Origin of the sequence: Rickettsia rhipicephali str. 3-7-female6-CWPP (genome assembly GCF_000284075.1) — a bacterium.
Classification (GTDB): Bacteria; Pseudomonadota; Alphaproteobacteria; order Rickettsiales; family Rickettsiaceae; genus Rickettsia; species Rickettsia rickettsii.
The window spans coordinates 658,108-684,964 of the sequence record NC_017042.1 but is presented as its reverse complement, the minus strand read 5'-3'; the positions used below and the strand labels follow the sequence as shown (position 1 = coordinate 684,964).

The following is a 26,857-nucleotide window of genomic DNA, read 5'->3' as shown; positions in this document are numbered from 1 at the left end:
TTTGTCACTTGCAGGTTTGTAGGTATCGTTGCTTGGCTTGTTTATGTCATTCTCACGAAGGCGGGAATCCAGTAAAACCATATCAAACCTTGTTTTTATATGGTTTTTTTATCAAATATGTAATTTCTGTATCAATATTGAAGTTGTTTTTCTGGATTCCCGCTTCCGCAGGAATGTGACATCGAGCGAATTTCTTGAGCCATAAAACAATACCTACTCACAATAACAATTTCTCTACTCCACAGCTTTCTCAAGATTTACTATTATAACGGGTGACTTATTAATTTCTTGTTTTAAGGTTTTACGGATTGTTCCTTTTATTGCCTCGATTACTTGTTCATCCGACAATACTTTTTTAGCCTGTTTATTTTGAATAGTAACAAGTTCTTTAATGTCGTTTTTAATGAGGTTAACTAATGCCATATCCTCTTTCGGATCAAGCAGCCCGGGCATAGACAGCATTGGGTTTGCAGCAAGCAGTCCTTTTTTATCAATGACTACTGATGCTACCACGATACCTGACTCACGCATACGTCTTCTAGCTTTGAAAATCGGAGATTCAACGGGCAGCAAATAATTACCGTCAACAGCTAAATAACCGTTTTCAACCTTTGAAATTACTTTTGCATTATTAGGTTCAAGCAGTACTACACTACCGTTTTCAACCTCTACTGCCTGTTTTATGCCGTTTTTCTTAGCAAGCTTAACATGTTCATGAATATGTACAGGCTCACCGTGAACAGGTATACAAATATTCGGTCTAACTAGAGAATACATTTTTTGTAGCTCATCAATCGATGGATGTCCTGAAACATGTACAAAATGGTCTCGCTCAGTAATAACTTCTACACCGGCTTTAACAAATATATTAAATAGCCTGAATATTTTCTTTTCATTACCCGGAATAATTTTTGAAGAAAAAATCATTGTATCCTTAGGAACAAGCTTTATAGACGGGTGAGAATTACTAGCCAGTTTTGCGGTGGCAGCCATAGGCTCACCTTGACAACCGGTAGCAATTACTAATAATTCTTCTCTTCTAAATCTGCTAACATCACGTTCACTAATTAGAGGAGCAATATCTTTCAAATAGCCGCTTTCCTGCGCAGCAAGCATCATACGGTGTAAACTTCTACCGGTTAATACTACTTTTCTACCCGCAAGCCCTGCAGCATGAATTATTGTATCAAGCCGTGCTAAATTAGAGGCAAAGGTTGAAACTACTACCATTTGAAGACAACCGGCTATAATATCTACTAAACTTTTTCTAACATCCCCCTCAGAACCTGAGCTTCCTTTATTAAATACGTTAGTTGAATCACAAACAAGTGCAAGAACCCCTTCATCTCCGTAAGATTTTAAAAACTCCTCATCGGCTTTTTTCCCAAGTATCGGATCGTTATCAAATTTCCAATCTCCCGTATGTAAAATATTACCTGCATCCGTACGGATCATAATTGCTTGCATTTCAGGAGCCGAGTGAGTCAGTGGCACCATCTCTAAGGAAAAAGGATCTAGATTTATTTTACTACCGGGTTTTACTTCATGAATTTTTATATTTTTAGCAAAATCATATTCATTTAAACGAAATTTTAAAAAATTTGCTGTAAAAGTAGTAGTATAAATAGGACATTTAAGGCTATTCCATAAATATTGGACTCCACCTAAATGATCCTCGTGAGCATGAGTTAAAATCAGACCTACTATATCTTTTTTATATTTCTCAATAAAGCTGCTATCAGCAATTATCATATCAACACCGGGTAAATAATCATCGGCAAAACCGCTACCACAATCAATCATTAACCATTTACCTTGATAATGGTAAAGATTAAGATTCATACCTATTTCATTAGATCCCCCTAGCGGTACAAATAGCAGATCATTTTTATGCTTTTTGATGTTGAATGATGACATAATTTAACTTAATATTTATTTTATTACTTTATTCTTATAACTTATTATTAGTTAAGCGTCTATATATTAAAAAAGAAATTCATATAATGAATATAAATAAAATAGCATTGATTTATAACAAAAATTCCAAACATTTAGCTATTATAGAGGAAATAAAAAAACTCTATAATTATTGTAAAATAGAGGAAGCGGAGGTAATTATCGTAATAGGCGGGGATGGAGAATTACTACATAATATTCACCGCTATATGCATCTTAATATACCTTTTTACGGAGTTAATTTAGGAAGCCTCGGCTTTTTAATGAATCCTTTAGATACCAAAAATTTATTACAAAATATACATGAAAGTACGGTTTCTATCCTAAATCCTCTTCTTATGCAAGTCGAAGATACGAGCGGTCAAATATATACGGCACTTGCTATTAACGAAGTATCGATATTTCGCAAAACTAATCAAGCTGCTAAATTTAGAATAGACGTAAACAGGATAGAGAGAATGAGCGAATTAGTGGCAGACGGAGCTTTAGTTGCAACACCTGCCGGAAGTAGTGCTTATAATTTATCTGCTGGCGGTCCTATTTTACCGCTTGAGTCAAACATGTTATGCCTAACCCCTATCTGCTCGTTTAGACCGCGTAGATGGCACGGTGCTTTACTGCTTTCATCTGCTACGATTAAATTTGAAATACTTAATACAAATAAACGACCGGTAAATGCTACGGCCGACTTTCAGGAGTTTCATAATATCACAAATGTTACCGTTAAATCTACTAAGGATAAGCCTATCAAACTGCTCTTTAATAAAAACCATACGCTGGAAGATAGAATTATTAAAGAGCAATTCGGTGGGTAATTATTAAAAAATATTAATAATTTTTTGACTAAGAATTAAACTAATGTATGATGCCTTGTTAAAAATAACTAGGCATCATACATGAAATCAAAAAAGTCTTCTATTAACTTTTCTGAAAATAACCATATTTTATGGTTACCACTTGAAGCTCGCAATATTACCTTAAATACAGCTATAGAATTGTACTCAGCAATAGTTAAAGATTTTGATATAAAAAATAATTATTTAAGAACTATTGAAGAAATAAAAAATTCAAACTTAGCTTCAGAATTTGCTAATTTAGCAATTAAGAAGATAAAAGAGGTAAAAACCCCAAAAAAGCTATTGGAATGTGTATTAAAAAATTACAGTTACGAAGAACTTAAAAATCATGAGTTATTTAAAGATTATGAGATTAGTGAATATAATGCTTTAATTAATAAAAATTCTAAAGTAGAAATATTTTTTGAATACAAACCTAGCTCCAATTCTTCTAACCCTATCACTAAGATTATCAATAAATTTATCGCTAAGGAAAATATTTTTCATTTAGCCGTAGTAGAAAAGAATATTTCATTAATGGAAGAAGTAGCTAAAGACATACTTAAATCAGCACCTATAGTTTTATATTTACTTAAAACTCAAGAAGAATGGTATCAAAATATCTAAATTTTATTGCAGAAATTTTATTATTTGTAAAACCTGAATTTCAACCTGATATTATTAAACAATTAGCAAATATAGAAGATTTTGCTATTCTAAGCTCTTTTTCTGAAATATTGCTTGCTACCAAAAAATATGATGCAATAATAACATTACTTGCACCACAACTAGCGAATCTAGTAAACAATGAGTAAAAACAGGAAAGTAAATTCATCTATTTTTGCCGTTATAATCTATCAGTAGCCTATAATAAAATAATACAGGAAAATTATCATTAGACGAAGAGCAATTATTACGCATTTTAAAGGATCGACCAAACGATAGCGATTCAATCTATAGCTTATTTAATATTTATTTACTTAACAAAAGGGCAACAGAAGCAAAAAATTTAATCAAAAATGCTCCTACAGATATCAAAATTTTGACAGCAATGAGTTTTAATTTAGCTGAAATTGCTGAAGCTAAATTAAATCTAATTAACCAAGACAATTTATCTAAAGATAGTAAAGAACAGTTTCGATGTTTTCGATATATTGCCAAATACAATCAATATTCTGCTGCTGAGAAAATTGTGAATGAAAAAAACCTAAAGGATGAGTGAATCGAAATTAGCAACTCTATTGGTGGTGCTATATTACTATCTACAACAACCTTATATACCAAACAATATGAATTAGCTAAACAATTTATACAAAAAATACCTAAAAATAAAATAACTCCATATCTCAGTAATATCTTCCAGGAAATAGAATTTTTATTAAATCCTGAAGAATATATTAACCAAATTCATATCGAAGCTCTTGTTAGCAACCTTAATTTTGCACAAGCACAAGCTATAGAAAAAATTAATAAGATTATCACTTGTTTAATCACAATTAAGAAATACGACTTAGCGTTAAAGAAAGTTAAGGAAATTTTACAATATGATAATAAAAATCAAGAAGCCATTGAGAATGGACTCACAGCTGCAAGGCTAGCTAATGATCACGAAAAGATACAGGAATATATTGGTTTATTATCACTTAAAGAAGAGCTAGAGCAGTATGAAAATCAAAATCCTATAGAAATTCATGAATATTATCAATCAATAAAAAATGCACATTTACTTCATACTATCGGGCAGGTTATTCCTAGTTACAGCAATTGGAAAGTTAATCAAGAAGGAGAAATTACAAGTAATAACACTACTGCTTTAGGCAAATATCAAGGACTTGAATGTTATGGAAGAATTAGCGAAAAATTACAAGAAAAATTAGATAAGAATCAATGTGATAAATTTATAAATGCCTTAAAGAAAGATATAATATATAGACAACAGGGTGATAACGGCGTTAAATTTATCGGTAAAAAAGCAGTTGAAATTAAAATTGATGGTGACCAGCGTTTATTCACAAATATATTGCATTCAAACGAACAAGGTGCATTACTGATAAATTTTGATCATCAAGGAAATCATAATGATGTAATAAAACTCGCCGGCGAACATCATCTAGAATTTCATCAAGATTCACTATAACTTTAATAAAATTATTAATTTTTACTCAAAAGGTTGGCGTAGGTTAATAGCGGCAGATACGGTACCCTCGTCTAAATAATCAAGTTCACCTCCGATAGGTATACCGCTAGCAAGGCGAGAAATTTTAGCAGGATGCTCTTTTAAATATTCTGTAATAAAATAAGCAGTAGTCTGACCTTCTAAAGTAGAATTAGTAGCAATAATAACTTCTTTAATATTTTCTGCAAAACATCTTTTAAGTAGTTCAGGTAACCGAAGTATGCTAGGGTTTTGTCTACTAGCTGCCGATAAATTATGACCGAGTACATGATATAAACCTTTAAAATTACCGCTACGCTCCATTGCCCATAATTCAGCCACTGTTTCAACAATAGCAATAATTGATTTATCTCTATATTCAGAAGAACAAATACGGCAAATATTTTCCGTATCCATATTACCGCAAATCTCGCATTTTAGTATTTTCTTATCTATCTCTACAAGATTATTAATCAGGCTTTTTAACCTTACTTCTTTATCTTGCAATAGGTAAAGCGCTATACGCCTTGCCGATCTACTACCAAGACCGGGTAATTTTGAAAAAAGATAAATTAGCTGATCTATATCATTATCATTTGTTTCATTCATAAATATACTCGTTTAATTTGAAAAATGAGCTACGTCGTATTATAAGAACTGCGGTACTCACATATTAAGTATACGCTCCGCTCCTCGCCTTATATACTCCTTGCTCTTGTCCAAATTAAACTTCGTCTATTACTTAGGAGTATATTTAAGACTTAATAACGACAGTTCCAGCTATTTTATCATGTAATGCTTGTTTTTTAGAAGAAAAAAGTATGAAAAAAATACCGATAGGAAAAGTCATATACCCTAAAAATCTTTTAATTAACTGCTTTAAAGTCGGACGATTTAATGTTACGGCATCTACGATTTTCATACGTAAAAACATTTTACTAAGCGTTGCACCTTTATAATACCAAAGCGTTATGAAATATGAGCCTATTACTAATATATTAGTAGCAAAAATTGAAATATTAAACAAAATATATTTATTAAAATTTCCTGCTTTAAGATATTCATAAAATTCCTGACTCATAACCGAGTTAAACATTGCATTGGGATTATGAAGATTAATGTTAATGCTAAGGAAATAATCATTAAAGAACAACCATAATAAATTAAAAGAACAAAATTGTGATATTGGAATTGCTATAAAGGCAAATAATGATAAATCAAGTGCCGTAGAAAAAATTCGTGCTATAAAATCAGGATAAATAATTTGCTTTTTCATTACCAGTTACTTTATTTTGGTGTTAGATAGTAAGGGTTGTGGCAATCTCAGGATTTTGGCATGAGATTGCTTCGTCAAAACTTATAGTTTTTCCTCGCAATGACGATTAATGCCCCTAATCAAAATTCAATATATTACATTCATGAATCAATTTGAAGCATATAGTTTATTATTTGTTGATAGTTTTGTCTCAAATCTTGTTATAGGTTTTCAGAATGAATTAATATTTCATTCTATGAAAATGTTCGGAGGCTATAATAGTTTAATAATGCTGTTAGTAGCTATTTGTGCTTCTCTTAGCGGTAATGCAGTCAATTATATTTTTGGAAGAATAGTTTTAAATATCTTTTATGCTTCCAAAAATGCACAAAATATTTTAAGACATAAAAATTTAACAAAACTATATTATAAATATGAGATATTTATAATTTTCTTAATGGCATTTTCTTTTTGGGGAAGCTTCATTGCTTTATTCTCCGGTTTTTTTAAAACAAAATTTCTAAAATTTTTAGGTATTGGTTGTTTGGCAAAAGCATGCTATTATGCCTTAGAATTGTATATATTTTAACTCATGAAAAAATTAACCAAAACTAATTCTCATAGACAACAAAAATTAGCAAGCATTATAAATGAAGCATTAATAGAAATTCTAAGGCGTGGCAAAATGCTGGATAGCAGACTTTTTGATTGTCCTCTCACTATTACGAAAGTTATAGTTACTGCTGATCTCAAAATAGCTAATTGTTATTTCTTGCCTTTTAATACTAAACTAACAATAGATGAAATTATGGATGCATTAAATAATTCTAAAAATGCTATAAGAAATTTTATTACTAATAAAATAAATATGAAATTCTCGCCTGATATAAGATTTCATTACGATCACGGATTTGATAATGCTATAAAAGTGGCACACTTATTATAAAGATCTCTGAATATAAGAATCTAATAATTTATTAAAAAATTATTTTAATATTTAGGTTATTGTATCATGCCATATTTTAATCAGTAATGTTATAACTTAAATATGCATAACAAAATAGATAACTTAAAAGAAATAAAAGGATTAACAGGTTTACGCGGATATAGCTGCATTATGGGTATTCTTCTTACACGCCACATATAATTGGCTAGGTAACTCAATTGGAATGAATATAGCAAGACTTGGCGGTCTTGGGGGCGTAATATTTTTGTGTTATCCGGCTTTATTTTATACGCATACCGTTAGTTATAAAAGTTTTTTATTTGCACGTATTGCCAGAGTTTATCCCTTACATTTATTTATGCTTTTATGCATATTAATGCAGAGTCGATTTTTCCAGAAATTCTTTCACCCTCCGATAATTCTTATACTTTTCTTCTTAATGTGTTCCTTATTCAAGCATGGGGGTTCACGGATTTAGTATCTTGGAATCAACCTTCATGTTCAATAAGTACGGAAATGTTTGCATATTAATTATTTCCTTTTTTAATATCATTAATGCAAAGATTATCAATAACTTAATTAATTGATAATCTTGTTATTTATATCTTATTGGATAATTTCTGCTTCTTATGCTTTTCAATGGCTGCAGCCCCATATATTAGTAACGAAAGAGTACAATTTGCTTACGGTAAAAGCTTAATAATGTTTTTAGGTGTATTTATTTTTAGTTGTATAACATTTTTTATTACAAAACATATAAAATCTTTGAAACTTAATTATATATTATTTATGATATTATTACATTTGTAGGAATTGCTGTTTTTGCTTATATTTTTATTATAATTAATGCAGAAACACTTTGGTGGCCTGCAGTTGGCTCATCCTTAATAATTATTGGAACATCTAATGATTCAGGATTAAGTAAACTTATTTTCGGTAATCCAATAACATATTTTCTAGGTCAAATTTCATATGCTTTATACCTTGCTGCTTTAACTACAGAATTTTTTGTAGCATATTACTGGATTTATCCAACTCCTTTATGGCTTAAATTTGCTACTTCGGTTACAATAGCTACTATTTTGCATTATATAATTTGAATTACCAGCTCGCTAATTCATTCGTCAATTAAAAGTGAATAGATAGATAGGTGCTAGGGGATAAACTCAATCATTGCAAACAATAATTATCCGTTATACTAAAAACGCTTAAAAATTAAGCTTTAGTACAACAGCCCCCTAGCATAAAGGGACTAAAGGCTATAAATGTTTTGCAATGATGGAGTTTAAACATCATTTACAAAACGATAATATCATAATAATTAAAATAATCAAGATATTTTAGTTATTTTTTAAACTTTAAGTTTAACTCAAATAAAAATAAATCCTTATTTTTATTAAATAACTTTAAAAGATTATTTTTTTATATTAAGATATAAGAATAATTTTTTAATAAAAATAAATAGAAAATGTCTCCTCAAATAATAGAGTTATTAATTTTTGCCGTTATTACCTTTTACATTATCAACAAATTAATTACGACTCTCGGTTCTACAGAAGAGGAACAAACAAATCAAAAATCTTATTTTGGCGAACCGGTTATTAAGGACGTAACTTACAGTACAGTTAAATCTAATAAAGAAGAAAAAAATATTCCAACAACCCAAGATATTAAAGCTTTTAAAGATATAATAGTGGAACATAATATAACTGCGGTCGTAGATGGAATGGAACAAGTCCATAAACGCCTTTACTCCTTTGATCCGGTTAAATTCATAAATAATGCTAAAACTGCTTTTCAAATGATTATAGAAGCTGCTTATAAAAAAGATGCTAAAGAATTATCTGAGCTGATAGATAAAAGATACTTGGAAGAATTTGAAAAAATAACACCGTCCTATGGTGATTTTTTTGACTCATCGGCTTTAAGTGCAAAATATTCAGAAATTTACATGTTCGGTAATAACATATTTATTAAATTACTATTTCAAGGTAAAAATGTAGTTGACAAAATCGAAGATTTAAAAGAAGAATGGACATTTACACGTAATGCTAATACCAAAGAAGTTGATTGGTTTTTAAGCAATATTGAGAGAGTGTAGCAATTATATTTTATGACCTGAATGTCATTTCCGCGGAAGCGGGAATGACATCAAAAGACTACAAAACTAAATAACAAACTATTAGTAATGAGTAAAATTTTCTATATTATAGGCACTATATTAATAATAAGTGTCGGTATTTTTATGTTTCAAACGCAAACGATAACGGATAATAATCAAATAATCCCCAGAAAAGTTTTATTCGGTAACCCTGATAAAGCAAGGGTTTCTCTAACCCACGACGGCAAATATATTCTATATGTTGCACCGAAAGACGGTGTATTAAACATTTGGCTAGCACCCTCAGATGATATTAGTAAAGCAGAAGCCATAACCCATGACAAAGGACGCGGTATTTGGTCTTATGCTAAAGCTTATAATAATAAAAATATTTTATATACCCAAGATTTTAACGGTGATGAAAATGACCGAATTTACAGCTATAACATAGAGACAAAAGAGACAAAATTACTTACTCCCGCAAAAGGAGTTAAAGCCGAAATAGCCGGAGCAAGTCATAAGAAGCCAAATGAGATATTAATATATTTAAATGAGCGTAATCCTGAATATTTTGATATTTACAAATTAAATCTAGATACTCTAGAAAAAGAACTGATTTATAAAAATGATAGATTTACTGATTATGTAACCGATGAAAATTTAAATTTAAGATTCGGTAGCTTACTAGATAAAAACGGAGCTGTTGAATATTATGAATTAAAAGACGGAGAACCAAAGTTATTTACTAAGATATCAATGGAAGATTCTTTTAACACTTCCATACTTGGTTTTGATGCTAGCGGTGAAACTTTATATATGCTAGAGGGACGTAATCGTAACACCTCTGCACTTAAAGCTATAACACTAGCTACAGGTAGTGAAGAAATATTAGCCGAAGATGCAAAAGCCGATATTGGCTTATTTACAGTTCATCCCACAAAGCAAACTCCGCAAGCAGTATCTATAGATTATGATAGAGTCTCATATAAAATATTAGATAAAGATATTGAAGATGATATTAAATATTTGCAATCTATTGATCGCGGTGATTTAATTATTAATAGTAGGACGCTAGACGATAAAACTTGGATCGTTGCTTATATGGCTGATAATGCACCGGTGAAATATTATAAATATGATAGGGCAAATAAAAAAGCTGAGTTTTTATTTACTAATCGCAAAGAACTTGAGCAATATAATCTTGCTAAGATGATACCGATAATTATCAAGTCACGTGACGGGCTTGATTTAGTTAGCTATATCACTTTTCCAAATGATGTAAAACTCGATAAAAATAATATACCCGATAGAAAAGTACCTCTAATTTTAAATGTCCACGGCGGTCCATGGGTACGTGATAGCTGGGGATACAATCCTGAACATCAGTGGCTTGCAAATCGTGGTTACGCAGTTTTAAGTATAAATTACCGTGGTTCTACCGGTTTTGGGAAAGATTTCTTAAACGCCGGTAATTTAGAATATGCCGGTAAAATGCACACCGATTTAATTGATGGTGTTAACTGGGCTATTAAGAATAATATAGTTGATTCTAATAAAGTTTGTATTATGGGCGGAAGCTATGGAGGTTATGCAACGCTTGTAGGTCTTACCATGACGCCTGACGTATTTGCTTGCGGTGTTGACGTTATCGGTATGTCTAATTTATTAACTCATGTGCAATCTAAAGCTCCTTATATGACACCATTGTTAAGTATATATAAAACACGTATAGGACCTTGGGATACTGAAGAAGAAAAAGAGTTTTTAAGACAAAGATCACCGATTAATTTTGTTGATAATATCAAAAAGCCTTTATTTATAGCACAAGGTGTGCACGATGTGAGAGTCGTGCAGGCAGAATCAGAACAGATTGTAAACAGCATGCAAGCAAAGCATATACCGGTACTTTATGCACTTTACAAAGATGAAGGTCATGGATTTGCAAAACCCGGTAATAGAATCTCATATTACGCTCTTGCCGAGCAGTTTTTAGCTAAGATTTTAAAAGGAAGAGCGGAACATATAGGAAATGACTTAAAGAATGCTAATCTCATTCTGAATGATAAAGAAAAAATTAGCGGTACAGAGGCAGAAAAGATTATAGATACGGTAGTTGGGAATTAAGAAGAAACTATCATACCGCGACTCGGTGTCACCCCGTGGCTTGTCCACGGGATCTAGTTAAAAATACTAATAATTTTATATTGTTTTTTAGATTCCTGCTTCCGCAGGAATGACATAGAAGAGCGAAAATGACATTAAGTAAGTTCAGAATAATTTATTGGAGTAATGCTACTTACAAATACTGAAAATTCTTACAGCTTAATTGCAAAACTTTTTCACTGGATCATGACATGAGCATTATAGTTATAGTAATGCTCGTTGTCGGTTTCTTAATGGATGATTTCGTAGAACTTCCTTTAAAATGACAATTATACGGGATACATGAAGCAACCGGTATAGTTGTTTTATCTTTAGTAATAATAAGGCTTTTATAGAAATTCTATAATGCTAATGTTTTGCTACCGGAAGATATGCCGAATTGGCAAAAAAAGCCGCTAATATTAATATAAATTTGCTATAGCTTTTAATGTTATTAATGCCGATAAGCGGCTTCTAATGACTATTTTATCAAACCATCATATTGATTTTTATGGTTTGTTTACTATAAATTCTTTTGCTCCAGATTTACAATTTGCCAAAATCTTTAAAAAAATCCATAAAAAGGCTGCTTATTTACTACTTTAATTATTTTGCATATACTAACTGCATTATATCATCACTTTATTAGGAAAGATAACGTATTAAAGAGGATGTTGAATGAGTAACCTCATTATAAACTTATTGACATATAATAAATTGTGTTTTATATACAAAGTAAGATCAGATAACTTACTATGTTAGTATTATGAGTAAAAGTGCCAGAGTAGTAGTCTCATCGAAAGGACGGGTAGTTATACCTAAATATATAAGAAATAAACTTGGTTTACATTCAGGCTCTGAGTTAATAATTAACTACAAAAAAAATGAAACATTAGAATTGCTTCCTATAAAAAAAGATATCTATAGCTTTTTTGGTAAAGGTAAACATAAAACTAAAAACGGTCCAGTGGATGTAGATGAAGCTATTAGTATTGCGGTTATCGAAAATGATAGGAATTGACACTAATATCTTAACTCGTACTTTTCTTGAAGATGATGAAATACAAGGTAAAGCAGCTCAAAATTTCTTAAAAAATAACATCACTAATAAGATTTTTATTGCATCATATGCATGAATTTGTATGGGTGCTAAAAGTAAATAAATTTACTCGCCAGGAAATTTATGAAGCAGTAATTAATCTTATTGATAATTCCGGCTTTATCATTGGGCATCAAGACATAATAATATCAACTGCTGAGAAATATATTAAAGGTAAAGCAGACTTTGCCGATTATATAAGGAGAAGTCAATAGTGCTAATAAGTTTAGCACTTTTGATAAAGACATAGTAAGAGAAGTTAAAAATGCATCTTATTCATAAAAATTAATAGCAATTTAATAAATTATTTAAAATGAATATTCATGAATATCAAGCAAAAGAGATTTTAAGAAAATACGGCGTACCTACTTCCACCGGGCTAGTTGTTACGAAAACCGAAAAGATTAATGACACCATAGATAAATTAAATACGGAAGTATATGTGGTTAAAGCACAAATACATGCCGGCGGTAGAGGTAAAGCAGGCGGTGTTAAGGTTGTTAAGAGTAAGGAAGAAGCCAAAAAAGTTGCTCATGACATGTTTGGTATTAATTTAGTAACGCATCAAACAGGACCTCAAGGACAAAAAGTAAACTGTCTTTATATCGAATCAGGTTGTGATATTTTAAAAGAATATTATTTTAGTACAGTATTTGATAGATCGGCTAGCTGTATTACTTTCATAGCTTCTACAGAAGGAGGAGTTGATATTGAAGAAGTAGCAGAAAAAACTCCGGAAAAAATTATTAAATTTTCCGTTGATCCTGCAACCGGTTTACAAGATTTTCATATGCGAGGCATAGCTTATGAGTTAGGCTTTAAGGATAACCAAGCCAAACAGATGAAAGAAATAGTAAAATCAGTCTATAATGCTTTTATTGAAACCGATGCAACACAAATTGAAATCAACCCATTAATTGTAAATAGCGACGGGAACTTATTAGCTTTAGATGCAAAAATTACTTTTGACGATAACGGCTTATTTCAGCATCCGAATATTACGGCAATGCGTGATCATGATGAAGAAGATCCTCTAGAAACTAGAGCAGCAAATGCAGGACTTAGCTATGTAAAAATGGACGGTAATATCGGTTGCATGGTTAACGGTGCCGGTCTTGCCATGGCCACTATGGATATTATTAAACTTTACGGTGCTTCACCTGCTAATTTCTTGGATGTCGGTGGTGGAGCTGATCGTGAGCGTATAAAAGAAGCTTTAAAAATAATTTTATCTGATCAAGAAGTACAAGGGATTCTGGTTAATATTTTTGGCGGTATCATGCGTTGTGATATTATAGCAGAAGGGATTATTGCAGCTGCAAAAGACATAGGTATAAAAGTACCGTTAGTAGTTCGTTTAGCCGGTACAAACGTTGAAAAAGGCAAAGAAATTTTATCAAATTCCGGTTTAGAAATAATACCGGCACATGATTTAGCAGATGCGGCAAATAAAATAGTTGAAGCGATACGATAACCGTCATGAGCTATGCAGGCATTGACCTTGTTGTATGGCTCGAAAAACCAGTTCAGTGTCATACCGTGGCTTGACCACAGTATCCATAAAAAAATTAAAAAAGGACTGGATCACGCGATCAAGTTGCGGGATGACATCAAAGTAAAATAAAAACAATAAAAATTATTTAACATGGCAATATTAATAAATAAAAAAACACAAGTTATCTGTCAGGGTTTTACTGGTTCACAAGGAACTTTTCACTCTGAACAAGCGATAGCGTACGGCACTAACATGGTTGGCGGTGTTACACCCGGCAAAGGCGGTCATACTCACCTTGATTTACCTGTATATAATACCGTACATGAAGCAAAAGCAAAAACCGGTGCAAATGCAAGCGTTATATATGTTCCGCCCGGCTTTGCCGCTGATTCGATATTAGAAGCAATCGATGCCAAAATTGAAGTAGTAGTATGTATAACGGAAGGAATTCCGGTGCTTGATATGGTGAAAGTAAAACGTGCTTTAGTCGGTTCTAAAACTAGATTAATCGGTCCTAACTGCCCTGGAGTTATCACACCGGGTGAATGTAAAATCGGTATTATGCCTGGGCATATTCATAAAAGAGGAACGATAGGTATTGTTTCAAGATCAGGTACTCTAACTTATGAAGCAGTAGCGCAAACAACAGCAGTAGGACTTGGACAATCTACGTGTGTCGGTATAGGCGGCGATCCTGTTAACGGCACTAATTTTGTTGATTGTATTGAGATGTTTTTGAAAGATGATGAAACAAAAGCAATTATTATGATCGGTGAAATTGGCGGTAATGCAGAAGAAGATGCAGCTGAGTTTATCAAGCAGTCAAAAATCAAGAAACCTATAGTAAGCTTTATTGCAGGTATTACAGCACCTCCAGGTAAAAGAATGGGACATGCCGGAGCTATTATTGCCGGAGGAACAGGAAGTGCCAAAGATAAGCTTGAAGCTCTACAAAGTGCCGGCGTAACTATCACTAGATCCCCTGCAGATATCGGTAAAACTATGTTAGATTTACTAAATAAAGGCTAAAGTGATTCAAGAGCAATTGCTGTCATTCCTACCAGACCTTGTTGCGTGGAGACTGAAAGTCGTCATTGCGAGGAAATTACGTAAGTAATTGACGAAGCAATTTCAGGATGCTTGACAAGATTGCCACGTCGCTTCGCTCCTCGCAATGATGATTTGGTATCCATGCAACAATGCTTTCGCGGGAATAACATGCACTTCTGGTCTACGCAACAATTCTTAAGAACTCTTATTATCCCTAATTTCTTTAACTATATTTAGTAATTGTGGGAAATCTATTAACCCAGGTATTAATTTTGAATCAATTATATACGCAGGTACTCCTTGAATTCTAAGACTTCTAGCTATTTTCATATTTTGAGTAATTAAATCTTTAATCTCATTGCTATCGGCAATTTCTTCAATTTCCGTAGCATTTAAGCCATTCTCAGTTAATAATTCTTTTATAGATTCCTTAGACACATCTCTTATTTTTATTAATTCATCATGAACAGCTTTGAATTTACTTGGATTAACCTTATAAACGGCTAAAACTATTCTTGCAAGATATTCGGAAGCATCTCCAAGGATAGGAAGCGGTCGTAATACAACTTTAACTTTTGGATCGTTTTGCAATAATTCATTTATAGAAACATCGCCTTTTTTACAATAAGAACAATTGTAATCAAAAAAAACAATTATTGTTACATCACCGTCTTTATTTCCTATAACAGGAAAGCTTGTGCTATCTTCAATACCTAACTTATTATCTTTTAGATAGTTATTAACTTTAGTCTCATTTTCCTGTACTTTCCGTTTTTGCAACCCTTCTATTGATTCTATTATTATTTCCGGAGTTTTAAGCAAATAATCTTTGATTATTTCTTGTACTCTTTCCTCTTCACATTTTCTTGCATCTTCGCTTTGTTTAACCTCAACGGAAACCGGATTTGTAGAATAAGTTTGCATTGTTTTGAAAACAAATAAAACTCCTATCACAACTACAAATATAACCAATATTTTACCTATAATATGCTGCATAAATACCTTTTTTTAAAATTTAATATCTTCCTAAAGTCTAAGTAATTCTATATGTCATTCCCGCTTTCGCGGGAATGACATATAACGAGCTATTGTAACAAAGCCGGCTTGTCATCCGGTGTAGCAAAGTCCATTACTTCTGTCTTATTAATCTGCTCTGATCTCTTTTCCAGTCTTTTTCTTGAATTGACTCTCTTTTATCATGTAATTTCTTACCTTTAGCAATACCAAGTTCAACTTTCACTTTATTTTTTTTATTAAAATACATAGAAAGAGCTACTAGCGTATAGCCTTTTATTCTAATTCTACCGATAATTTTCTTTATCTCTTTAGTATGCAACAATAATTTACGCGGTCTACGAGTAGCATGATTAAATCTATTCGCTTTTTCATATTCTGCAATATGGCAGTTATACAAAAATACCTCATGTCCGGTATCTGTCGCATGACTTTCTTCTATAGAAGCTTTGCCTTGACGCAGAGACTGTACTTCACTACCCTTTAATACAATACCCGCTTCTAATCTTTCTTCAATAAAATAATTAAAAAGGGCTTTCTTATTTTGTGCAATAACTTTCTTATATTCGGTCATATTTTTATAGATAGTGATGTTATGATGTTTTCAATTTGTTTTTTGGCACTATCGCTTGCTTCAGTTAATGGGGGTCTAATTTCATTTTCACATAAACCTAAATAATGTGCAGCATATTTTATCGGAATCGGATTAGATTCTACAAATAATGCTGTATATAAAGGTAGTAATTTCTGATGGATTTCTAATGCTCCTTTAGTATCGTTCTTATTCCATTTTTCTAATAGCTCTTTACATATATTAGGAACAATATTAGAGGCTACAGAAGTCCACCCTACCCCACCTTGAGCGTTAAAAGCTAAGACTACTTCATCATTACCGGTTAAAATATTGAAATCCTTTTTAACTGTTGATCTGATCCGCAATGGACGTTCTAAATCTACACCACAATCTTTTAATGCTAAAATACGCGGTAGCTTGCTAAGTCTCAATATTGTCTCATCAGAAAAATCTACTCCGCTTCTAGTTGGAGCTGAATATAACATAATAGGTAGATTACACGCTTCATGCAATGCTTCAAAATGCTTATAAATCCCGTGTTGGGTAGGTTTGACATAAGATGGTGGACTAGCCATAAAACCATCTACGCCGATTTTTGTAGATTCCGCTGCAAGTGCTCTTGCATAAGTAGTATTATTTGATGAACACCCGCTTATTATAGGAATACATTTATTAACGATTTCTACGCTAGTTTGCAGTAATAATTTATATTCTTCAAAGCTTAAACTACTACTTTCTCCCGTTGAGCCTGCAATTAATAATGCATCGACTTCATACTTTATTTGATGTTTTACAATTCTCTCTAAAGCATATAAGTCTAACTTATTATCTTTAAAAGGTGTTATAAGTGCGGTAATTAAACCTTTAAATATGTTATGCATGATTTTTTTGATTTTAATTGTTTAGCTTATTACATCGTCATTGCGAGCAGCATTACGTAGTAATTCGACGCAGCAATCTCAGGAGTTTGTTATTATGTGATGAGATTGTCACGCAGTCTACTACTGCTCGCAATGACGACTCGGTATCCATACACAGGCAATACCTCCTCGCAATGACGTTTCTTCTACTCCCTAACAACACGCCCATACTCTTCTTTCAAACGATCTGCAATTTTATGATCATCAAAAATAATCTTTTTATTGCCAAGATCTATAGAATCAATATTTTGTACCTCAATTACCGTGCCTGTAACAAAACATCCGGTAAAATCCTCTATTTGCTCTAATTTTAAACGCTCTTCTTTTACTTCTAGACCTAAATCTTTTGCAATTTCAATAATAGTCTGTCTTGTTATACCGTTTAAAAACCTATCGGCAATTGGAGTATATAATATTTTATCTTTAACAAAGAAAATATTTGTTGTAGTGCATTCAGCAATATACCCTTCATAATCAAGTAATAATGCATCATCATAGCCAAGAGCCTTAGCTTCTTTTTTACTCGTTATTGCCATATTATATTGAGCGGCGGATTTAGATTGTACCGGGGTGCTATCAGGCATTGCTTTACGCCAGCGGCTTACATGCAAATTTATACCTTTCTCAAAAGACCTCGGCATAGATGGAATACCGGCAATCAAAAGATTAGTAGATAAATACTGATTAGTGATATTTAGCGACTCGTCTCCGCACCAAATAAGCGGTCTTATATATGCATCCTTAATATTATTTTGTTTTATTACAAGTTCATGAGCTTTTATTATCTCGTCTATATTATAAGGTACTTTCAAACCTAATGCTTCTGCTGATTTTATTAATCTTGCCGTATGTTCTTTTAGTTTAAAAACTTTGCCGTTATAAGCTCTCTCACCCTCAAATACCGATCCTGAATAATGCAGGCTATGAGTCAAAACATGAATCCTTGCAAATTGATAAGGAACTAAATCACCGTTAATCCAAACATGCCAAAAAATTTGCTCTAGTTTTATCATTGTCATTAACCTATATTTATATTAAAGTATTGTCAATCGTCATGAGCTATACGGCCGTAGCTCTTATATCATGCCCGCGAAAGCAGGAATCCAGTAGCATTTAACGTCATCCCGCGACTTGATCGCAGGATCTCAGAACACAGCCTGCGACATAAGATCCCGTGGTCAAGCCACGGGATGACAATAGTGAAATACAATTTTTTTAAATTAAACGAGTATACATGCATACATACAAAGCACATCTTTTAATCGTTGATGATGATAGCAGAATATTAGCACTTTTAAAGCAATTTTTAAATAAAAACGCGTTTTTAGTATCAACGGCAAGCTCAGTCATAGAAGCTAAAAATCTATTAAAAACTTCTAATTATGATTTAATTATTTTAGATGTTATGTTACCTGAAATAACAGGACTTGATTTTGCTACTACTATAAGGGATGCCGGTAATAATATTCCTATAGTTATGCTTACTGCTTTATCGGAAGCCGATGACCGTGTTAAAGGACTTGAAGCCGGTGCCTCTGATTATATAACTAAACCTTTTGAACCGAGAGAATTATTACTTCGGATAAATAACTTAATCAATAATTATAATAACTTTAAAAAAGAAACGAATATAATTAAATTCGGCAATAATTTTTATAATTCCGATACAAAAGAATTTACCAAGAATAATCAAATTGTATCTCTTAGCTCTACTGAACAAAAATTACTTGAGATATTAATAAAAAATTCCGGTAAATCTACTAGTCGTTTTGAACTGTCAAAAATAATGGGAGGGCTTAGTATGCGTTCTATCGATGTACAAATTACAAGAATAAGAAACAAAATAGAAGACAACCCAAAAGAGCCGAAATATTTAAAAACCGTGCGTAATGAAGGCTATGCACTTTATATCTAAATTATTACAGCATATTTCAAAGAGCTTCAGACAAGATGAATTTAAAAGCGAGCCTGCACAGCGTATAAAAATACGTGAGCACAGACGAGTCTTGAAAAATTCGCTTGTATCAAGCTCTTTGAAATATGCTTTACCGAGAACATTATTTGTACGGTTTATGTTTATTATAATCATTCCGATTTTAATAGGACAAATCGTTGCTATATTTTTGTTTTACGATCGTCATTGGTATAATGTTTCATATTATACTAGTACTATTATTATCAATGAAATAGAATCATTGATTAAAGAACATAGAAATAATTCAAGAGAGATAACCCATTTATCGGAAAATTATCTTAATTTATCTTATCAGTTTCAGCTTAATAAAAAGTTATCTATAAAACAGCCTAAATTAGGTGAACCTTTAACTATATTTAAAAATATTTTAGCTACAAAAATCCATGAAAAAAATATAGTTAAACTAAATAAGGAAAATAAAATTGAAGTATTTTTAGAATTAAAAGATGGAGTATTATATATTACTTTTCCTGCAAAGTTACTACTTAATCCTACAGTATATATATTTGTTTTATGGATTATATCTTTAACTGTTATATTACTTTCTGTTTCTATTATTTTCTCCAAAAATCAAATTAAATCAATACTCACTCTTGCGGATAGCATGGATAAATTTGGTCGAGGTGTTTTAAAAGGCAAAAATTTCAAACCTTCAGGAGCCTTAGAAATAAGAAAAGCAGGGCTTGCTTTTTTAAAAATGAAAGCTCGTATTGAAAAACAAATTACTAAAAAAACCACTATGCTTGCTATGATTTCTCATGACCTTAGAACTCCTTTAACAAGAATGAAGCTACAACTTGAATTGATGGAAGAAAGCGAAGAAAGCAAAGGGTTAAAACAAGATATATTAACTATGCAGCAAATGATAAATTCTTATTTAGATTTTGCTAAAGGTGAAAGTACAGAAGAATTTGAAGACATTTTATTATTACCTTGGATGGAACGTTTTTTTAACAAATGGTCACATGTAAATATTGAATTTATAAAATCTACTAATTTAGATAAACTAGCAGTACGCATTAAGCCGAATTCTTTTGAAAGAGCCTTGTCTAATTTAATCGGTAACGCTATAAAATATGGAACTAAAATTAAGATATCCTCAAAAGATAATTCATCTACCGTAGCTATAATTATTGAGGATAACGGTCCCGGTATAGATGATACGGAAACACACCTTGTATTTAAACCGTTTTATAGATCGGATAAAGCAAGACAGCTTGATAATGCAAGTAACGTAGGACTTGGGCTTGCTATTACTAAAGAAATAATAAACGATCATAAAGGCTCTATTTATTTAGAAGATAGCAAGGATTTAGGCGGGCTATCGGTAAGAATCGAAATACCTAAAATATGACTACTGATGTCATTCCCGTGTAGATACCAAATCGTCATTGCGAGGAGAGAGGCAAGGCCGAGAGCGTGACAATCTCAGAAATTTTATATTGTTTCATGAGATTGCCACGCTCCTTGCAGTCGCTCACAATGATGGAAAAATCGACCCATGCAGCAACATCTAAAATATAAAATAATGACTAACATAAAACATTTAGCAATAATAATGGACGGTAATGCTCGTTGGGCAGATCGGCATAACGTAACAAAATCTGAAGGGCATAAAGCAGGAGCCGATAAAATTCGTGAATTACTGCCTGAGTTTATTAACCTTAACATACCTTATATAACTTTATATACTTTCTCTTCCGAAAATTGGCAACGCTCAAGCACGGAAGTAGATTTCTTAATAAAACTATTAAGTATTTATTTAAAAACCGAATTAAATACTTTACATAAAAACGGCGTTAAACTAAAAGTAATAGGTAGGCTTAATTTATTAAGTATCTCATTGCAAAAACAAATAAATAATGCTATAGAATTAACAAAAAATAATAATAAAATAACACTTTGTATAGCTTTTAGTTATGGAAGTCGTCAAGAAATAGTTGATGCCTGCACAACAATTATTACAAGCGGTAAAAAAGCAGTCAGTGACAGCGATATACAACACGCTTTATATGATCCTGAAATGCCGGATGTAGATTTATTAATAAGACCGGGCGGGGTTTATCGCATCAGTAATTTCTTGCTTTGGCAAGCAGCTTATGCTGAATTATATTTCTCACCCAAATATTGGCCTGATTTTAATAAAGATGATATACAAGAAGCTATAAATGATTACTCAAAAAGGAAAAGAACATTTGGCAAAAGATAAACAAAAATCAAACATATATTTAAGAATCCTGTCCGGTATAGTTTTAGTTCCGTTATTTGTCGTAGCTATATTATGGTGTAAGCCTTTATTCTATATTCTAATGATATTAGTAGGTACAGGAATGTTAAGTGAATGGTATAATATGACCTACTCTTCTATTCCTTATCTATTAAGCGGGCTAATTATTATTCCGATTCCTATAAGCCTATTAATATTTTTAAGTATAGAAGATACCAATAAATGGCTTATTATGCTTTATTTTTGCATAATGTGGTCAGTAGATACTTTCGCTATGATTGGCGGCAAAACTTTTAAAGGAGCAACACTTGCTCCGAAACTTAGTCCTAAAAAAACCTGGAGCGGTTTAGTGACGGGAGTATTATCAGCAGGTTTAGTTGCGGTATTAGTTAGTTTTATACCAAACTTTCATATTGCAAATTACTATTTTTCAAATAAAATTTATTTGTTTATAATTAGTTGTATATTAGCATTAATAGCTCAATTAAGTGATTTAGTTATTTCATATTTTAAGCGAAAATTTAATATTAAAGATAGCAGTCATATAATACCCGGTCATGGAGGAGTGCTAGACAGATTTGATAGTATTATTTTAACCGCTCCGATATTATTTCTTATGAATATATATTTATGATAATACATTTAAATAATCATTCTAAAAAAATAATTTTAAATATCTTTTTAGCTTTACTGCTTGGATATTTTGTTTTTCATTGCATATATGGTAACAAAGGGATTATTGCATATTTAAAAGTAAATAGGCAGCTTGAAAAAGCTTATGATGAACTAAAAGGCTTACGAGCCGCAAGAGTAGAACTTGAGCATAACGTCAAATTACTTCGAACGGAATCTCTAAATAAAGATATGTTAGAAGAACAAGCAAAGAAAGTTTTAGGATTAGCTGCTCCAAATGAGCAGGTGTTTAATCACCAATAACAAAACTTTGTTGTCATCCCGCGACTTGATCGCGGGATCCAGTCTTTTTTAATTTTTTTTGGATACCGTGGTCAAGCCACGGTATGACACAGAACGCGTTTTTCGATCCGCACAACAACATTATTGATTAAAAGGAATTAAAAATCATTTATGACTATAAAAATTTATCAAAACGACCTACCTAATAATTTTGAACTTGAAGGAGATCTAGCTATAGATACCGAGACAATGGGGCTAAATCTACATAGAGATAAACTATGTTTGCTACAATTTAGTAACGGCAATGGTGAAGCTCATCTTGTTCATTTTACAAATCAAGATTATACAGCTCCTAATTTAAAAGCATTATTACTAGATAAAACTAGATGCAAGATATTTCATTTTGCTAGATTTGATCTAGCATCCATAAAAAAATATTTAAGTATAGATTTAGAAAATATCTTTTGTACTAAAATATCTTCAAAACTAGTTAGAACTTATACCGATAGTCATGGGCTTAAGGATTTGTGCCGAGAATTGCTTAATATAAATATTTCAAAACAACAACAATCTTCCTATTGGGGTGCTGATAATTTATCTTCAGAACAAAAAGAATATGCAGCAAAAGATGTGCTTTATTTGCATCAGTTAAAAGATATTTTACAAAAAATGCTACTTAAAGAAAATAGGTATGAACTTGCCCAAGATATTTTCCGTTTTTTACCGACAAGAGCTAATTTAGACCTTATCGGTTGGAATGAAATCGATATTTTCATGTATTAATTTATTAATACCATTTATTGACTTCAGGTATAAAATCAGGCAGAATTTGAAGGAAACACAGAAGCACTTGCCACCGCAGCGTACATAAAATACGTGAGGATGTGAGTACCGGATTGACATACAAATTTACCCTTAGACACAAGTTATACAATAAGTCTAATTAATTAGTAACTAAAAAGGGGATCTTTATGACTAATAGAAAAAAATAGAAGTGCTAGATTTAGAGTCAGATTTAAATCTAAGTCTAGATAGTATAGCAAACCTCTGTTAGTTATAACTTGTGAAACAGAAGAAGACACTTTAAGTATTGATGGCGGTGTTTTTGCCGCATTTTGGTGGGCAACTAATTATATAATAGATAAAGTATTAATGCTAATAACATACAATATTTACTATTACCTTAGAGAAGAGGCATTATGAAACTTCATCTTATCAGAGTTATAAGGGTGCTTCAAAAGGTACTTACCATAATAATTGCAGTAATTTTATAAATGAGACGAAGCAGCATTATGACTCTTCATTAGATAAACATAAGGAAGTAGTTTTAGGTAATACTACTACTTTTTTTGGGTTAGTATGGTGGTAATACAATAAAAGTATGCTAGGTGTCATACTGCGGCTTGACCACGGTATTTAAAAACAACTTAAAGTACTAATAATTTTAGTATTTTAACTAGATCCCGTGATCAAGTCGCGGGATGACAGATTCAAAAAATAATATACTTCTGATAAATGAAAAGTAGATAGACACAGTTTAATTTGGAAAAGAGCAAGGAGTCTGTAAGCCGAGGAGCGGAGCGTATATTAATACGTGAGCATCCGAGGACTTACCAAAACAACGTAGCCAATTTGCCAAATTAAACGAGTATATTCACAATTTTACGAGGAACGAGGATAATCTTCTTCGGCTCTTTCCCTTCTAAGAACTTTTGTACCTTTGGCAGACTGACGGTAACTTGCTTTATTTCATCTTCACTCACGGAAGTTTTAAACTCATAGGTATCACGGAGTTTGCCGTTAACCTGCACTGCCATAATATATGTATCTAACTCTAGCATTGATTCATCAAATGCAGGAAAAGACGAATTATATAATCGCTCTTTATTGCCAAGCTTCTGCCAAATTTCTTCCGTAATATGCGGGATAAAAGGATTTAGTAGCTGTACTAAAACATTAAAGCCATGCCTTACGGTTTTAACATCAATTTTATCTTTGGATATTTCAGCAGATATAGCATTAGAAAGCTCGCGCATACGTGCTATTGCTCTGTTTAGGGCAAAATGCTTTATATCTTCGGCGACGAGCTTTATTGTAAAATGTACTAACCTATTAAGCTCTTTATTAATCTCGCTATTCACATCATCTTTTAAAGAATCTATCGCCTTAAACATATACTCAAGCTTATTAATAAAACGTGAGCAGCCTTCAATACCGCTTGCCGACCATTCTAGATCTTTCTCAGGCGGACTATCGGACAGTACAAAAAGCCTAATAGCATCTGCCCCATATTGCTCTTGCATTGTTTCAAGATCAATGAGATTCTTTTTAGACTTACTCATCTTTTCAATGCGTCCCTGCACTACTCTATTATTGCTTTCTTTATGAAAAAATTCATTACCCTTTTTAACTACTTCTTCAGGATATAACCAATTATTATGTTCATCTTTGTAAGTGGCATGCAGCACCATACCTTGAGTAAATAGCCCTTTAAAAGGCTCTCGAACGCTTACGTACTTCTGTTCGTTCATTACTTTTGTGAAAAACCTTGCATATAATAAATGCATTACCGCATGTTCAATGCCGCCTATATATTTATCGACCGGTAGCCAGTAATCACAAGCTTTTTTATCAGTCATCTCTATAGCATTGCTATTGCAATATCTCGTAAAATACCAAGATGATTCAAAAAATGTATCAAAAGTATCGGTTTCACGCACAGCCGGCTTATCGCATTTCGGACAATTAACATGTTTCCAACTAGGATGATGATCAAGCGGATTACCGTGACCGTCAAAATTTACATCATCAGGTAAAGTAACGGGTAAGTCTTTGTAAGGTACAGGAACTATGCCACAAGTTTCACAGTGAATCATAGGAATAGGACATCCCCAAAAGCGCTGCCTTGAAATCCCCCAATCTTTTAGACGATAATTTACGCTGCGTTTACCTATGCCTAGTTTCTCAAATTTTCCGATGACTTCTTGTTTTGCTTCGTTACTAGTTAAGCCGTTTAGAAAATCCGAATTAATTAAAATTCCATCTTCCGTATAAGCGGTCTTTTGTACATCCATATCTGCTTTAATTACTTGTTTAATAGATAAATTCATTTTAACAGCTAATTCATGGTCACGTTCGTCATTAGCAGGGCAACCAAATATTGCACCAGTGCCATAATCCATTAGCACAAAATTAGTAATAATAACCGGTAAAACTATATTTGAATCGAAAGGATGAATAACAAAAAGACCGGTAAATACACCTTCCTTTTCAGCCTTTTCTAGTTCGCTACTTCCTGTAATATGCGAGCATTTAGTTATAAAAGCAAGTATTTCAGGTGTTTTAGAAACTAACCGCTCTATTATCGGATGATTAAAGGCAATTCCTATAAAGCTAGCACCAAAAATGGTTTCAGGTTTAGTTGAGAATACTTCTATAGTAGTCTCTTCATTATCCTTAATTTTGAAATGAAAATTAGCACCTATCGATTTACCTATCCATTTCTCTTGCATAGACCGAACAGCTTCAGGCCACTCTTTTAAATTCTGAATTTCGTTTAATAATTCTTCAGCATAATCGGTGATTTTTAAGAACCATTGCTTTAAATAACGTTTTGCAACTATTGCACCTGAACGCCAACCACGCCCGTCTACAACTTGTTCATTCGCAAGTACGGTATTATCAACCGGATCCCAATTAACAAGCGATTCTTTTTGATAAGCAAGATTTCGTTCATAAAGCTCTAAAAAGAATTTCTGCTCATGTTTATAATACTCAGGATCACAACTATTTATCTCTCTAGACCAATCATAAGAAAAGCCCATAGATTTTAGCTGCTTTTTCATATTCTCGATATTAGAATATGTCCATTTTTTTGGGTGAGAATTATTTTTTATTGCGGCATTTTCGGCAGGTAGCCCGAAAGCATCCCAGCCCATCGGATGAAGCACATTAAAACCTTGCATAGTCATAAACCTTGCAATAACATCACCTATAGAATAGTTGCGTACGTGACCTACATGGATTTTACCGGAAGGATAAGGCAGCATTTCAAGTACGTAATATTTTGGCTTGCTACTCGCGTTTGATACCTCAAAAGCTTTTTCTTCTTGCCAAATGTGCTGCCATTTTTGTTCTATTTGGTTCATATTTTTTTAATTTATATACTGTATCGTCATTGCGAGCAGTCGTAGACTG

The 26,857-nt window shown here is 32.3% G+C and carries 27 protein-coding genes and 3 pseudogenes; 22 read left to right on the top strand and 8 right to left on the bottom strand.

The window, feature by feature from the left end; all coding sequences use genetic code 11:
* Positions 1–234: 234 nt before the first annotated feature.
* A complete protein-coding gene (locus MCC_RS03730; protein WP_014408599.1) occupies positions 235–1,917 on the bottom strand; it encodes a ribonuclease J in 1,683 nt (560 codons plus the stop codon).
* Between the two features lie 86 nt (positions 1,918–2,003).
* On the opposite strand from MCC_RS03730, the gene MCC_RS03725 reads away from it, so the two are divergent.
* The 4 genes from MCC_RS03725 (at position 2,004) to MCC_RS09495 (ending at position 4,014) form a co-directional block, all read left to right on the top strand.
* Entirely contained in the window at positions 2,004–2,771 is a 768-nt protein-coding gene (locus MCC_RS03725; protein WP_014408598.1) for an NAD kinase, read from the top strand.
* Positions 2,772–2,852: 81 nt separating this feature from the next.
* Complete coding sequence (locus MCC_RS10270; RefSeq protein WP_231288643.1) at positions 2,853–3,419, top strand: hypothetical protein; 567 nt, start codon at positions 2,853–2,855, stop codon at positions 3,417–3,419.
* A complete protein-coding gene (locus MCC_RS09500; protein WP_041405411.1) occupies positions 3,401–3,607 on the top strand; it encodes a hypothetical protein in 207 nt (68 codons plus the stop codon). Before MCC_RS10270 ends, MCC_RS09500 begins: the two co-directional genes overlap by 19 nt.
* Before the next feature lie 236 nt (positions 3,608–3,843).
* Complete coding sequence (locus tag MCC_RS09495; RefSeq protein ID WP_014408597.1) at positions 3,844–4,014, top strand: hypothetical protein; 171 nt, start codon at positions 3,844–3,846, stop codon at positions 4,012–4,014.
* Positions 4,015–4,950: 936 nt separating this feature from the next.
* Here MCC_RS09495 and recR read toward each other — a convergent pair.
* Positions 4,951–5,556 (bottom strand): recombination mediator RecR, encoded by a 606-nt coding sequence (gene recR, locus MCC_RS03705; RefSeq protein WP_014408596.1) that lies wholly within the window; start codon positions 5,554–5,556, stop codon positions 4,951–4,953.
* Positions 5,557–5,701: 145 nt separating this feature from the next.
* On the bottom strand, positions 5,702–6,223 hold the full coding sequence (locus MCC_RS03700; protein WP_014408595.1) for an RDD family protein: 522 nt from the start codon (positions 6,221–6,223) through the stop codon (positions 5,702–5,704).
* A 142-nt stretch (positions 6,224–6,365) separates the two neighbouring features.
* Between MCC_RS03700 and MCC_RS03695 the strand changes: the two genes are divergently transcribed.
* The 11 genes and pseudogenes from MCC_RS03695 (at position 6,366) to sucD (ending at position 15,014) form a co-directional block, all read left to right on the top strand.
* Positions 6,366–6,791 carry a YqaA family protein gene (locus MCC_RS03695; RefSeq protein ID WP_014408594.1) on the top strand — a complete coding sequence of 142 codons (426 nt, stop codon included), beginning with the start codon at positions 6,366–6,368 and terminating at the stop codon, positions 6,789–6,791.
* 3 nt (positions 6,792–6,794) lie between these two features.
* On the top strand, positions 6,795–7,148 hold the full coding sequence (gene rbfA, locus MCC_RS03690) for a 30S ribosome-binding factor RbfA (RefSeq protein ID WP_014408593.1): 354 nt from the start codon (positions 6,795–6,797) through the stop codon (positions 7,146–7,148).
* A 1,468-nt stretch (positions 7,149–8,616) separates the two neighbouring features.
* Complete coding sequence (locus tag MCC_RS03680; RefSeq protein WP_014408591.1) at positions 8,617–9,249, top strand: Tim44 domain-containing protein; 633 nt, start codon at positions 8,617–8,619, stop codon at positions 9,247–9,249.
* An 87-nt stretch (positions 9,250–9,336) separates the two neighbouring features.
* Complete coding sequence (locus tag MCC_RS03675; protein ID WP_014408590.1) at positions 9,337–11,373, top strand: S9 family peptidase; 2,037 nt, start codon at positions 9,337–9,339, stop codon at positions 11,371–11,373.
* Between the two features lie 165 nt (positions 11,374–11,538).
* A pseudogene (locus MCC_RS10265) lies at positions 11,539–11,822 on the top strand (cytochrome b).
* Positions 11,823–11,839: 17 nt separating this feature from the next.
* A pseudogene (locus MCC_RS11150) lies at positions 11,840–11,997 on the top strand (cytochrome B).
* 5 nt (positions 11,998–12,002) lie between these two features.
* Positions 12,003–12,077, top strand: a complete 75-nt coding sequence (locus MCC_RS11145) for a hypothetical protein (protein WP_331270638.1) — start codon at positions 12,003–12,005, stop codon at positions 12,075–12,077.
* 80 nt (positions 12,078–12,157) lie between these two features.
* Positions 12,158–12,412 carry an AbrB/MazE/SpoVT family DNA-binding domain-containing protein gene (locus MCC_RS03665; protein WP_014408589.1) on the top strand — a complete coding sequence of 85 codons (255 nt, stop codon included), beginning with the start codon at positions 12,158–12,160 and terminating at the stop codon, positions 12,410–12,412.
* Positions 12,399–12,772, top strand: a pseudogene (locus MCC_RS11140) (PIN domain-containing protein). Before MCC_RS03665 ends, MCC_RS11140 begins: the two are co-directional and overlap by 14 nt.
* Before the next feature lie 31 nt (positions 12,773–12,803).
* On the top strand, positions 12,804–13,964 hold the full coding sequence (gene sucC, locus MCC_RS03655; RefSeq protein ID WP_014408588.1) for an ADP-forming succinate--CoA ligase subunit beta: 1,161 nt from the start codon (positions 12,804–12,806) through the stop codon (positions 13,962–13,964).
* Positions 13,965–14,135: 171 nt separating this feature from the next.
* Positions 14,136–15,014: a succinate--CoA ligase subunit alpha gene (gene sucD, locus MCC_RS03650; protein WP_012152767.1), complete on the top strand. Its 879-nt coding sequence runs from the start codon at positions 14,136–14,138 to the stop codon at positions 15,012–15,014.
* Between the two features lie 216 nt (positions 15,015–15,230).
* Here sucD and MCC_RS03645 read toward each other — a convergent pair whose 3' ends face one another.
* The 4 genes from MCC_RS03645 to MCC_RS03630 form a co-directional block, all read right to left on the bottom strand.
* On the bottom strand, positions 15,231–16,031 hold the full coding sequence (locus MCC_RS03645) for a DsbA family protein (protein ID WP_014408587.1): 801 nt from the start codon (positions 16,029–16,031) through the stop codon (positions 15,231–15,233).
* Between the two features lie 133 nt (positions 16,032–16,164).
* Positions 16,165–16,623, bottom strand: a complete 459-nt coding sequence (gene smpB / locus MCC_RS03640) for an SsrA-binding protein SmpB (protein WP_014365853.1) — start codon at positions 16,621–16,623, stop codon at positions 16,165–16,167.
* Positions 16,620–17,504, bottom strand: coding sequence for a 4-hydroxy-tetrahydrodipicolinate synthase (gene dapA / locus MCC_RS03635; RefSeq protein ID WP_014408586.1), 885 nt, complete (start codon positions 17,502–17,504; stop codon positions 16,620–16,622). Before dapA ends, smpB begins: the two co-directional genes overlap by 4 nt.
* A 185-nt stretch (positions 17,505–17,689) precedes the next feature.
* The gene (locus MCC_RS03630; protein ID WP_014408585.1) at positions 17,690–18,562 is read right to left on the bottom strand and encodes a branched-chain amino acid transaminase; all 873 of its coding nucleotides are present in this window, start codon (positions 18,560–18,562) and stop codon (positions 17,690–17,692) included.
* 215 nt (positions 18,563–18,777) lie between these two features.
* Between MCC_RS03630 and MCC_RS03625 the strand changes: the two genes are divergently transcribed.
* The 7 genes from MCC_RS03625 to MCC_RS07930 all read left to right on the top strand — a co-directional run bounded on the left by MCC_RS03625 (position 18,778) and on the right by MCC_RS07930 (position 24,304).
* Positions 18,778–19,458, top strand: coding sequence for a response regulator transcription factor (locus MCC_RS03625; protein WP_014408584.1), 681 nt, complete (start codon positions 18,778–18,780; stop codon positions 19,456–19,458).
* A complete protein-coding gene (locus MCC_RS03620; RefSeq protein ID WP_196792941.1) occupies positions 19,442–20,872 on the top strand; it encodes a palindromic element RPE3 domain-containing protein in 1,431 nt (476 codons plus the stop codon). Before MCC_RS03625 ends, MCC_RS03620 begins: the two co-directional genes overlap by 17 nt.
* Positions 20,873–21,019: 147 nt before the next feature.
* A complete protein-coding gene (gene uppS / locus MCC_RS03615; RefSeq protein ID WP_196792939.1) occupies positions 21,020–21,727 on the top strand; it encodes a polyprenyl diphosphate synthase in 708 nt (235 codons plus the stop codon).
* Positions 21,687–22,379 (top strand): phosphatidate cytidylyltransferase, encoded by a 693-nt coding sequence (locus MCC_RS03610; protein WP_014408581.1) that lies wholly within the window; start codon positions 21,687–21,689, stop codon positions 22,377–22,379. The genes uppS and MCC_RS03610 overlap by 41 nt, the downstream gene beginning before the upstream one ends.
* Entirely contained in the window at positions 22,376–22,681 is a 306-nt protein-coding gene (locus MCC_RS03605; protein ID WP_014408580.1) for an FtsB family cell division protein, read from the top strand. The genes MCC_RS03610 and MCC_RS03605 overlap by 4 nt, the downstream gene beginning before the upstream one ends.
* A 150-nt stretch (positions 22,682–22,831) precedes the next feature.
* Complete coding sequence (locus MCC_RS03600; protein ID WP_014408579.1) at positions 22,832–23,443, top strand: ribonuclease D; 612 nt, start codon at positions 22,832–22,834, stop codon at positions 23,441–23,443.
* 759 nt (positions 23,444–24,202) lie between these two features.
* On the top strand, positions 24,203–24,304 hold the full coding sequence (locus tag MCC_RS07930) for a palindromic element RPE5 domain-containing protein (RefSeq protein ID WP_014408578.1): 102 nt from the start codon (positions 24,203–24,205) through the stop codon (positions 24,302–24,304).
* Here the strand turns inward: MCC_RS07930 and leuS are convergent.
* The gene (leuS, locus tag MCC_RS03595; protein ID WP_014408577.1) at positions 24,301–26,808 is read right to left on the bottom strand and encodes a leucine--tRNA ligase; all 2,508 of its coding nucleotides are present in this window, start codon (positions 26,806–26,808) and stop codon (positions 24,301–24,303) included. The two genes, MCC_RS07930 and leuS, sit on opposite strands and share 4 nt — an antisense overlap.
* Positions 26,809–26,857 lie beyond the last annotated feature (49 nt).